The organism is Glutamicibacter sp. AOP38-B1-38 (assembly GCF_052377485.1).
Taxonomy (GTDB): domain Bacteria; phylum Actinomycetota; class Actinomycetes; order Actinomycetales; family Micrococcaceae; genus Glutamicibacter.
This window is the reverse complement of record NZ_JBQSWU010000004.1, coordinates 166,501-177,435: the sequence shown is the minus strand read 5'-3', so window position 1 is coordinate 177,435 and position 10,935 is coordinate 166,501. Positions and strand designations below refer to the sequence as shown.

The following is a 10,935-nucleotide window of genomic DNA, read 5'->3' as shown; positions in this document are numbered from 1 at the left end:
CAGCTGCGGGTTAAGGGGGTGACCGGGTTGCGGGTGGCCGATGCGTCGGTGATGCCGGAGTTGGTGACGGTGAATCCGAATCTCACGGTGATGATGATTGGTGAGCGCTGCGCCGAACTGATCCGCGGCAGCTGATCCGCGGCAATCGGGGGTGCCGCCGTTTGCCCGGCGCCACCCCCGCTTCAAGTTGTGCCACCATTGCCAACGGCCAATTGATCGTTGGCCTTGCGGCCGCTAAACCGCTTGGATCTCCGGCGCACGCTTGGTCGCCGTGATCACCCCACGCGGGACCTCCCCACGCAACACCGCATCGAGGTTCTCCCACACGGTCTCGATGCGCCGCGCCACGTTTTCCCAGCCCACACCGGCCATATGCGGGGTGCAGAGCACGCTCTGAAGCTCCAGCAGTTCGCTGTTCAGGCTCAGCGGCTCGCTTGCGAACACGTCCAGTCCGGCTCCGGCGATTCGCCCTTCGCGCAGCGCCTGGATCAGCGCTTCCTCATCGATCACCTCGCCGCGCCCGACGTTGACCAGCACGCTGCGCGCGTTCATCTTGGCCAGTTCTTCGCGGCCGATCAGCTTCTCCGAGTCGGCGTTCAGCGGAAGATTCACGCAGACGACGTCCGAGACGCGCAGCAGTTCATCGAGCGAGACCTGCTTGGCGGAGATCAGCTCGGAGACGGTCAGCGGGATTTCGGCGTTGTCGTAGAAGACCACGTTCGCCCCGAAACCGTGATGCACCACCTTGCCCACCCAGCGCCCGATATTTCCCAGCCCCACGATGCCCACGGTCTTGCCGTAGAGCTCCGAGTAGGAGGCTTCGTCCAGGTCTTGACGCCATTTGCCTTCGCGCAGCGCCGCGGTGGAGGCCGGGATGCGGCGCAGCAGGGTGAGGATCAGGGTGAGCGCGTGCTCGGCGACGGAGATCGAGTGGGTTTTCATCTGCGCGACGGGAATGCCCAGGTCGTTGAGCACCTCCAAGGGCAATTGCCCGTAGCCCGAGCTCATGTACTGGATGAACTTCGCCTTTCCCGCGGCCCGGAAGACTTCTTCGGGGATTTCGATGCCCGCGATAATGAAGTCCGTCTCCGCCGCTTCCTGGGACATGCGCTGGACCGAGGTTCCGGCGGGCAGCACGGTCAGCTGGAACCCCGCCGGAGTGGAGCGTTCCAGCCCGTCGATGTAGTCCTTCAGTGGGTTCAGAAAAAGTACCTTCTGATTCATCTTCCGTACCTTTCTAGAAGCTCTGGGTGGATAGCTTGGCGGTGGACTTCAATGCCTGGAGCACCGCGTCGGTGACTTGTCCGGTGCTGGCGGTGCCGCCGATGTCCTTGGTGCGCGGCCCGCTGGCCAGCACCTGTTCCACCGCTTCGTTGATGTGGCGTGCGGCTTGCAGGCAGGCGGCATCTGCGCGGCGTTCGCCAAGCCAGTTCAGCATCATCGCGGCGGAGAGTATCATCGCGATCGGGTTGGCGATGCCGGTCCCGGCGATATCCGGGGCGCTGCCGTGCGAGGGCTGGAAGACCCCGTGGCTCAGGCTCACATCGGCCGAGGGGGCCACGCCCAGCCCGCCGACCAGCCCGGCGGCGATCTCCGAGGTGATGTCGCCGAAGATGTTCTCGCTGACGATCACGTCGAAGCGTTCCGGATCGGTGACCAGGTACATCGAGCCGGCATCGATGTAGAACTTGTTGCTCTCGATGTCGGTGTTCTTCGCGGCCACCTCGTCGAAGACCTTCTCCATCAGCACATTGCTGCGCAGCGCATTGGACTTGTGCAGCAGGGTGACCCGTCCCGGGGTGCCGCGCGTGCGCCGGGCGCGGGCCTCGGCGAAGGCCACGTCGAAGAGTTTCTCGCAGGTGGCGCGGGTTATGGTCATCCGGTTGGAGGCCTGCTCATCGCTGGGCTCGTGGGCATCGTGGAGCCCGGCGAACATCCCCTCGGAGGTCTCGCGGATGACCAGCATGTCCACGCTTTCGGCCTTCACCGCGGAAGGCACGCCGGCGAAGAGCTTCACCGGGCGCAGGCTGGCGAAGAGTTTGTAGTGCGCACGCATTTCCACCTGAGCACCGAGCTCCAGGCCGTGCTCGTCGCGCACATTGGGAAGCCCCATGGCGCCGAAGAGCACCGCATCGGTTTCGCCTATCACGTCCATGTCCGCCGCGGTGATCTTGCGTCCGGTGCGTCGGTAGAGGTCGGCGCTGAAGTCATAGGTGGTGTAATTCAGCTTCAGGTCGAACTGCTTTTCGCATTCGCCGAGCACCGCCAGTGCGGAGTCTAGGACCTCGGGGCCGATCCCGTCGCCGGGGATCACCGAAATTTCGTACTGCGCCATAACTTTCCTACCTTCGACGATCATTCCCACCTTATGGGAAATTGTTGCTATTTAGTGGGAACACGATAGCAGGGGGTGAGGGGAATCACCAGCCCGTCGTGCGACATTTCTGCTCTTGTTTGCACCCCGCTATTTCCCATACAGTAGGAATTAGTTACCTCCAAGTGGCAATAACCGCCGAGCAAAGAGGTAGTTCCCTCCAGCGAAAAGGCCAAGTACTTGTCCGAGACCACCGCAAACCGCCAGCTCGACCGCATCTGCCTGATTCTTGACGCGCTGGAATTCGGCGACGCCACGGCCAGTGAATTAGCCCGACGCACCGGACTGTCGACCTCCACCGCGCACCGGCTGGCGCTGAATCTGGCCGAATACGACTTCCTGCGCCGCGAATCCTCGGGCGATTTCAGCCTCGGCCGGCGCTTTGTGCGCAGCCGCCTGGAAATCGTGGGGCTCGGCTACCTGACCGAGCTGCGCGATACCACCGGGGAGACCGCGCAGCTGTGGATCCGCCGCGGCGACTCGCGCGTCTGCGTCGCCTCGGTCGACTCGCGGCACGAGCTGAAAGCCACCCTGCCCGTCGGCGCCAGCCTGGCCCTGCCCCACGGCTCCAGCGGCCGGCTGCTGGCCTTCGATGCCGCGGCCATTTCCGCGGTGGAAGCCAACGGCTGGGTGGAATCGGTGGGACTGCGCACCCCGGGCCTCGGCTCGGTCAGCGCGCCGATCACCCAGAAAGACCACGTGGTGGCCTCCATCTGCCTGGCCATGCCGCTCTCGCGCTGCGCGGTCTCCCCCGGCGTGGACCACGGAGCACTGGTGGCCCAGACCGCCGCGCAGATTTCCCAGGCCTTCGCCAACCAACGCTAGGGGCGTGCGCGAGCGCGCGGCGGAAGAAACTAAACTTGAAGCCATGACTGCAACACTGGTGGCCAAGGACCTTGCCGGGGGCCACGCCGATCGAACCCTCTTCTCCAATCTCAGCTTCACGCTCTCCCCCGGAGAGGTCTATGGCATCGTGGGCGCCAACGGCGCCGGCAAGACGACCTTGCTGCGGCTGCTGGCGGGGGTCGACGAGCCGATGGGCGGGAGCGTATCCACCGCCCCGGACGGCGCGTTCATCGGCTGGATGCCGCAGGAGCACGAGCGGATCGCCGGCGAATCCATCGCCGCGTACCTGGCCCGCCGCACCGGCTGCGCGCAGGCCACCGCCGCCATGGAAGCCACCGCCGAGGCGCTGGGCTCCGGGGATCCCGGGGCCGATGACGCCTATGCGGTGGCCTTCGAGCACTGGATGGCCTCCGGGGCCATGGACCTGGAGGACCGCGCCCCGGGCGTGCTGGCGGAGCTCGGCTTCGAGCTGCCCACCGATTCGCTGATGACCGCGCTGTCCGGCGGGCAGGTAGCGCGCATCGCGTTGGCCGCCCTGCTGCTTTCCCGCTTCGATCTGGTGCTGCTCGACGAACCCACCAACGATCTGGACCTGGCCGGACTGCAGCGTCTGGAAAGCTTTATCACCTCGCTGCGCGCGGGCGTCGTGCTGGTCTCCCACGACCGCGAATTCCTGGCCCGCTGCACCACCGGCATCGTGGAGCTGGATCTGGCGCAGAACCAGGTCGCGGTCTACGAGGGCGGCTACGACTCCTATCTGGAGGAACGCGAGATCAACCGCCGCCATGCCCGCGAGGCCTACGAGGAGTTCGCCGGCAAGAAGGCCGATCTGGTCTCCCGGGCCCGCACCCAGCGCGAATGGTCTTCCCAGGGGGTGCGCAACGCGATGAAGAAGAACCCGGATAACGACAAGCTGCGCCGCAAGGCCTCCAACGAGTCCTCCGAGAAGCAGGCGCAGAAGGTGCGCCAGATGGAATCGCGGATCAAGCGTCTGGAAGAGGTGGCCGAACCGCGCAAGGAATGGGTGCTGCAGTTCGAGATCGCCGCGGCCGAGCGTTCCTCATCCGTGGTCTCCACGCTCAACGAGGTCGCCTTGAAGCGCGGGCATTTCAGCTTCGGCCCGCTGTCCATCCAGCTGAACGCCGGGGAGAAGATCGGCATCACCGGACCCAATGGCGCGGGGAAGTCCACGCTGCTGAACCTGCTGCTGGGCAAGCTGTCCCCGGATTCGGGCACCGCAACGCTGGGCACCTCGGTAGCCATCGGCGAGATCGACCAGGCGCGCAGCTACCTGCCCGAAGAGCTGCCCCTGGGCACCGCCTTCGAAAACGCCCTGCCGGAGATGACCTCGGCCGATGCACGCACCCTGCTGGCGAAATTCGGGTTGAAGGCCAACCATTCGGCCGCCCTGGTCGGTGCGCTCTCCCCCGGGGAACGCACCCGCGCTGGCTTGGCGCTGCTGCAGGCGCGCGGGGTGAATCTGCTGGTGCTCGACGAGCCCACCAACCACCTCGATTTGCCGGCCATCGAACAGCTCGAAGAGGCACTGGAAAGCTACGAAGGCGCGCTGCTGCTCGTCACCCACGATCGGCGGATGCTGGAAAATGTGCGTCTCGACGCGCGCTGGGAAATCTCGGACGGCCAGCTCACCGTGCGCCACTGACCGGGCGCGGTCCTCCTGGCACTGACTTCGACGGCAAAAACGATCGAAACAATTTGAAATTCTGCCCGCCGGACAGACAGTTCACAGATATTCAACGTAAGCTTTTAAATATGGGAGCCGAGTTTTTCAGTTCTTTCGACTGTGAAGTCGACGCCTATACCCCAAGGATATTTACATGAGTAGCAGTTCAGTCATGGAATCCACCGCACCTTCCGTCAAACCCGGTGATCCGAAAAGCTTCTTCCACGTGAAGAAGCTCGTCGCCGATGCCGGTTTGGTCCAGCGCCGCCGCGGCCACTACCTCGGCGTGGCGATCGTATTAACCGTCCTGCTGGGCGGCACGATTGCCGGATTCGTCCTGCTCGGAGACAGCTGGTTCCAGCTGCTCATGGCCGGCGCCTTGGGCCTCTTGCTGACCCAATTCGCCTTCCTCGCCCACGAAGCGGCGCACCGCCAGATCCTGACCTCGTCAAAGGGCAATGACAAGCTGGGCCAATTCTTGGCCAACATTGTGGTCGGCATCAGCTACCAGTGGTGGATGAACAAGCACAATAAGCACCACGCCACACCGAACACCATCGGCAAGGACCCGGATATCGAGTGGGACACCATCTCGTTCCAGACCGAAGATGCCAAGCGCCAGCGTGGTGTGCTCAAGTGGATCACCGAGCGTCAGGGATACCTGTTTTTCCCGCTGCTGACCATGGAAGGCCTCAACCTTCACATGCTCTCCATCAAGTACCTGTTCCGCGCGAACCGGGTGAAAAACCGCAAACGCGAAATGTTCTCCATCGCGCTGCGCATCGTGATCTACCTGGCCGCGATCTTCTACTTCCTGCCCATCGGCATGGCCTTCGCCTTCATCGGCGTACAGCTGGCAGTCTTCGGCGTCTACATGGGTGCGTCTTTCGCACCGAATCACAAGGGCATGCCCATGATTCCGCAGACCGCACGCATCGACTTCTTCTCCCGGCAGGTTCTGACCGGGCGTAACATCATGGCGAAGTCCACCTGGGGCAACCGCATCCTGTCGCATGTCTATGGCGGGCTGAACTACCAGGTGGAGCACCACCTGTTCCCGTCGATGCCACGCGCCAACCTGGCTGCCGTGTCCAAGATCGTACGCCAGTACTGCGAGGACCACCAGGTTCCGTACACCATCGCCACCGTGCGTGAGTCCTACTCCCAGGTCATCACCTACCTGAACAAGGTTGGCCTCTCGGCCCGCGACCCATTCGATTGCCCGATGGTCACCGGTTTCCGAACCATCTAGTTTTCCCGCACCACGCAAAGCCTCAGGGGAGGATCCATTTCGGATCCTCCCCTGAGGCTTTTTGCCGCCGCTTGGGCCCTTGGCTACTCACCGCGTTTCAGCGTGCCGACCTCCGCATTATCCGCGTCCAGGACGAGCATATTATCGCCCGAGACCTGGGCGGCCACCGCGGAAGCCAACCACGGGTCGATTCCCGGGCAATACATCTTGGTGCTGCTCAGCTGCTCGAAGCGGATCTCGCCGTCGGCCTCGCTCCATTGCCCGGCGATCCGATTGCAGCCATCGTTGCCCGACACCATTCCATCCTCGGCCAGCTCAAGCCACGGACTGCCCTGCGCCTTCTCGCCCCAGAGCCCGGCAGGGTCCGCGCCCGCCCCGGAGCTACCGGCGCAGGAGGCAAGGCTCACCGCAAGGAGCGGCATCACTAGAACTGCTAGAAATCGCTTCATAGTCCCAGCGTAGAACGAGGCGGGCGGCGATCCAACGAAGTAGCAATAATTCGTGGCCCGCACCCGGCACACCCCGATGGATTGCCCAGCTTGGCCGGCTGCGCCCGGGGCGCAAGGACTTCTTCGCCCGTTCTTTCGGCCCCCTTTCGCCCTTGGCCAGAAGCGCGCAGACTAAGAGGATGGGTACCGAAGCAGCACCGATGTTCGCCGATCGCCACGATGCCGGCAGGCAGCTGGGAGTTCGGCTCGCCAGCAACCTGCCGCCGGCAAACTACCTGGTCGCCGGCTTGCTGCGCGGAGGAGTGCCGATCGCCGCCGAGGTCGCCGAGGCGTTAGGTGCCCCGGTGGCCGCGATGACGGTGCGCAAATTGGGGGTTCCGGGCTTTGCCGAGACGGCCTTCGGCGCGCTGGCCAGCTATCGCGGCAGCCTCGCAACCTACCTCAACCCCGCGATCCATGCCCAGGTGCTCGCCGACTTCGGACGGTCCACGGTGGAGAAGGTGGAAGGCCGCGCCCGCACCGAGGCCGACCGGCTAGCACGGGTCTTCGCCGACTACGCTCCCCCGCTAACAGGAGCCACCCTCGTCCTATGCGACGACGGGCTGGCCACCGGGGCCACGATGAAGGCGGCCCTGCTGCTCGCCCACCGGCTCGGCGCCCACCGGCTGATCGCCGCCGTGCCGGTGGCCCCGGCAACGTCGCCCGAGGAATTGGCCGAATTCTGTGATGAGTACTTCGCGTTGCACCTCCCGCAGTATTTTGGCGCCGTGGGCCGGTTCTACGACCGATTCGATGCCACCAGCGAGCAACAAGCGCTCGCCCTCCTGCGCGCAACAAGTTGAGCACGCACGACAGCTGCCATCACCCGACCCGGGGTGATCGAGGCCTCCACAAAGTTGAACTTCAGCAGCAAGCCGATGAAGCCGGCAGCAGCGCTTTCGAGCGGTCGCTTAGGCGATCGAGATCAGGTCCCGGTGCCCTTTGCGCTGATCGATAATGGCGACAAACATGGTGATCAGCACCAGCAGCGCGATGGCTACGAAGGAGAAGCTCATCGCGTTGGTCCAGCCGGACAGATGGTTCACACCGTAGAAGATCGCGGTGATCATTGCCAGGCCCACTGCGGTGCCGACACGCTGCGAGGTCTGCATGAGCCCTCCGGCGCTGCCGGAGTTTTCCACGGGAACTTCCATCAGCGTCAAGGTCTGGTTCGGGGAAATAATGAATCCCTGCGCGATGCCGATGAAGGCCAGCGAGAGCATCATCCACCAGATGTTGAGCAGACCCCGTGCTTCGAGCTCCACCACCATAATCGTGGCCAGCAGGCCGAACAACGCGCTGCCGGCGCCGAAGACGATCAGCTTGCGTCCGACACTCATCACGTAGTTTCCCGCCAGCTGGGAACTGACTGCCGAGAGCAAGGCCGCCGGCAGGCAGATCAGCCCCGCCTGCAGGGCGCTGAAGTCCAGCGCGCTTTGCACATAGATGGCCACCAGAACCCAGACGCTGCTGACTCCCATGAAGTACAGCCCGGCGATCAGGCTTCCGTTGGTGAAGCTGGAAATCTTGAACAAGGACAACTCGACCATCGGGGCGCGTCCGCGCGCCTTGTACTTCTTCTCCCAGTGCACCCAGAAGACCAAGATCCCCAGGCCCACGACGAGCAGCGCCCACAGGGCGGGGTTTTCGCGCCCCTGCACAAAAGGCAGCAGGAAGGCGAGAAGGCCGGCCGCCAGCAATATGCCGCCCACCGGGTCCAGATCCAGCTTTCCGGTGCCGCGCACGAGCAGCGGTCGGGGAAGCCACAGCAGGGCCAAGAGCACGGCGATGATGCCCACCGGTACGTTGATCAAGAAGGTCCAGCGCCACCCGGCATCGGGGCCGAGCCAGCCGATGAGGAAGCCGCCGAGCACCGGGCCGATCGCCACGGAGACGCCGATGACGGTACCGAGCAGCCCGTAGGCGCGTCCGCGTTCGGGGCCCTTGAAATGCTGCTGGATCATGCCCATCACCTGCGGGTTGAGCAGCCCGGATCCCAAGCCCATAATGAATCTGGCAATGTTCAGGCTCGTTGGGTCCGGCGCCAGGCCAGCGAGGATGGATGAGAGCGTGAAGATGACCACGCCGGCAACGAACACCACGCCGCGGCCCAGCACGTCTCCGGCACGGCCGGCGGCCACCAGCACCACACCGAAGGTCAGCGCGTAGCCGGCCAGCACCCACTGCATATCGGCTTCGGAGGCACCGAGGGTGGTCTCGATCGATGGCAGCACCACGTTCACGATGCTGACGCTGACCAGGGACATGAACATGGTCGCCAGCAGCACCCAGAGCAGTCGCCAGCGCGCGCCGGACGACAGCGGTTCCGGTACCGTCAAAGATCGCTCGGGCATAGTCCAACTTTCCACGATTTAGCTGCGCCAGCGGCGGTGGCCGGATGGCGTGCACAAGTAGTTCAGCGCACGGAGTCGAGAACTTATTCCCTAGTGGGAGGCCACGTTCTTGGCCAGGATTGCTTCGATCGCGATGATGCGCAGCTCGATCAGGTCCTCGAACATTTCGTCGCTGGTTTGACCGGGCAACTGCAGCGCCGCGCGGCATTGCGGCGTGGCTACCTGCGCGGCGGCATCCAGCCGCGATGCTGGCATCACCCGGGTGACAAGTTCTTTATGCTCCTCCGGCAGCCGGTCATAGGTGTAGTCGAAGCGCAGCCCGAAGCCGAGCACATCCTGTTCCAGCGCGCGAACCATGGTGACCGCGGTGTTCAGCGGCAAGTTGATATCGACGTAGAACTGGAGCAATCTCTCAACCAGCAGCGCATGCCGTGGACCGATGGTCACATTGACGTTTTCCTCCATGCCCACCAGTGAGGCCCGCGGGAACGCCCGATGGAGCCGGCGCGATTCGGCATAGGCCATGCGTACGCTCGCCTGCCAGTGCGCCGGATCAAAATCGATCAGCGGCGCCTTGTCCAAGAAGAGCTCCACCGCGAGGTTGATGATTTCCTGGCAGTCCTTGACGTAGTTGTAGAGCGCGCGCGGGGTCACCTTGAACTCGGCGGCCAGGCGGTGCATGGTCACCGCCGCAAAGCCTTCGTCCCCGGCGATGGACAGCGCCCGTTCGACAAGATCCTCGCGGGCGAATGTGGTCCAGTTGGAATCCTTGCGTGGGCGGCCGCGCCCGCGCTTTGCAGAAATCTCCGGTGGCTGGTTTGTGGCTTCGCTCATAGCAACAGTCTAGGCCTAGACAGCGCCCGCTTTCGGTATCTCGCCGGCCTACCGGTTTTTATCGCAACAATGGGTCTAATACAGCGCCAGCAGCTTGCGTGCCCGCTCGTGCCAGAGATTTCCGGCGAGCGCCAGATGCCCTACGGCGAACGCGACGCCTCCGGAAGCCCATGGGCCGATGAGCGCCAGCGAGCCGATGGAGTTGAACGCGGCGACCAGGCCGGCGGCGATCACCAGAATGCCGACGCTGACCAAGAGGATGTGCGCCCACCATTGGCGGGTGGGCAGCAGCACCGCGAGCAGGCCGAGCAGGCTCGCCGGACCGATGATCAGCCAGCCGTTCAGCTCACTGGTGCGCAGCCCCGCGGAAACCACCCAGACCCCGGTGGCCAGCACGAGCAATGCCCCGGCGATCAGCCACAGCGGGCCGGGCCGGGCCATGGAGCCGCGCATCATGATCAGTGGAGTGAGCACCTGCGCCCAGAGCAGCACGGTGATGGGCAGGAAGAAGAGTCCGATGCCCGAGGACCCCACGACCACCACGAGCGTCATGAAGCTCGCGCCAAGCAACCCGATGACCGTGGAGAAAATGTTCTGCAGGTAAAGGCCCACCACGCTGAGCAGCACCGGCAGGATCGCCACCCAGATCACCTGCGCTCCGACCAGCGCTTCGAGCCGCGCTAGTCCCCCGTTCGCGCCGTCGGCGAAGGGCGTCCAGTCGCCGGCGTTTCCCGGTGCCGCAATGGGGCCGAAGTACACCACTACGGTGGTGAGCAGCGCAAAGGCGAGGATCGGCCAGCCGAGGATGCGGTTCAGGAATTCCTTGCCGCTGCGCACCTGGAGCGCCTCGGGTGCGGTGCGCTGGAATTTCGCCGCGCGCATGCCCGCGGTTCCCAGCTGTTCGATCAGCTCAACCTGGGTGCGGCCACGCCCCGGGAGCTTGTGGATTTTTGCCCGCGTCTGCTCGATGATCTTATTTCGTTCCGCAGGAGTCAGGTGGCTCAACTCGTGGCGCAGCTGCTCCACATATTTGCGCGAGGCTCGGGGAAGGCGTGACTTCATGGGGCTTACTTTACGCGGTGGACCGGCCAGTTTCGCGAAGG

At 64.3% G+C, this 10,935-nt stretch carries 11 protein-coding genes; 5 read left to right on the top strand and 6 right to left on the bottom strand.

What is annotated here, in order from left to right:
* Nucleotides 1–135 (top strand): GMC oxidoreductase (locus ACT3TP_RS04035; RefSeq protein ID WP_444619465.1); only part of this gene is annotated, 135 nt, incomplete at its 5' end.
* Between the two features lie 99 nt (nt 136–234).
* On the opposite strand, the gene ACT3TP_RS04030 is transcribed toward ACT3TP_RS04035, so the two are convergent.
* Nucleotides 235–1,224 (bottom strand): NAD(P)-dependent oxidoreductase, encoded by a 990-nt coding sequence (locus ACT3TP_RS04030; RefSeq protein ID WP_444619461.1) that lies wholly within the window; start codon nt 1,222–1,224, stop codon nt 235–237.
* Nucleotides 1,225–1,237: 13 nt separating this feature from the next.
* A complete protein-coding gene (locus ACT3TP_RS04025) occupies nt 1,238–2,335 on the bottom strand; it encodes an isocitrate/isopropylmalate dehydrogenase family protein (protein ID WP_444619459.1) in 1,098 nt (365 codons plus the stop codon).
* Between the two features lie 219 nt (nt 2,336–2,554).
* On the opposite strand from ACT3TP_RS04025, the gene ACT3TP_RS04020 reads away from it, so the two are divergent.
* The 3 genes from ACT3TP_RS04020 to ACT3TP_RS04010 all read left to right on the top strand — a co-directional run bounded on the left by ACT3TP_RS04020 (nt 2,555) and on the right by ACT3TP_RS04010 (nt 6,156).
* Nucleotides 2,555–3,199: an IclR family transcriptional regulator gene (locus ACT3TP_RS04020; RefSeq protein WP_444619457.1), complete on the top strand. Its 645-nt coding sequence runs from the start codon at nt 2,555–2,557 to the stop codon at nt 3,197–3,199.
* A 43-nt stretch (nt 3,200–3,242) separates the two neighbouring features.
* Nucleotides 3,243–4,883: an ABC-F family ATP-binding cassette domain-containing protein gene (locus ACT3TP_RS04015; RefSeq protein ID WP_444619455.1), complete on the top strand. Its 1,641-nt coding sequence runs from the start codon at nt 3,243–3,245 to the stop codon at nt 4,881–4,883.
* Nucleotides 4,884–5,058: 175 nt separating this feature from the next.
* A complete protein-coding gene (locus ACT3TP_RS04010; RefSeq protein WP_105554792.1) occupies nt 5,059–6,156 on the top strand; it encodes a fatty acid desaturase family protein in 1,098 nt (365 codons plus the stop codon).
* Between the two features lie 83 nt (nt 6,157–6,239).
* Here ACT3TP_RS04010 and ACT3TP_RS04005 read toward each other — a convergent pair whose 3' ends face one another.
* Nucleotides 6,240–6,605 carry an META domain-containing protein gene (locus ACT3TP_RS04005; RefSeq protein ID WP_444619453.1) on the bottom strand — a complete coding sequence of 122 codons (366 nt, stop codon included), beginning with the start codon at nt 6,603–6,605 and terminating at the stop codon, nt 6,240–6,242.
* Between the two features lie 179 nt (nt 6,606–6,784).
* On the opposite strand from ACT3TP_RS04005, the gene ACT3TP_RS04000 reads away from it, so the two are divergent.
* On the top strand, nt 6,785–7,447 hold the full coding sequence (locus ACT3TP_RS04000) for a phosphoribosyltransferase (protein ID WP_444619451.1): 663 nt from the start codon (nt 6,785–6,787) through the stop codon (nt 7,445–7,447).
* 108 nt (nt 7,448–7,555) lie between these two features.
* On the opposite strand, the gene ACT3TP_RS03995 is transcribed toward ACT3TP_RS04000, so the two are convergent.
* From ACT3TP_RS03995 to ACT3TP_RS03985, 3 genes are all read right to left on the bottom strand, one after another.
* Nucleotides 7,556–8,998, bottom strand: coding sequence for an MFS transporter (locus ACT3TP_RS03995; RefSeq protein ID WP_096283808.1), 1,443 nt, complete (start codon nt 8,996–8,998; stop codon nt 7,556–7,558).
* A 90-nt stretch (nt 8,999–9,088) separates the two neighbouring features.
* Nucleotides 9,089–9,832 (bottom strand): TetR/AcrR family transcriptional regulator, encoded by a 744-nt coding sequence (locus ACT3TP_RS03990; RefSeq protein WP_444619448.1) that lies wholly within the window; start codon nt 9,830–9,832, stop codon nt 9,089–9,091.
* 75 nt (nt 9,833–9,907) lie between these two features.
* A complete protein-coding gene (locus ACT3TP_RS03985) occupies nt 9,908–10,894 on the bottom strand; it encodes a hypothetical protein (protein WP_141393454.1) in 987 nt (328 codons plus the stop codon).
* Nucleotides 10,895–10,935 lie beyond the last annotated feature (41 nt).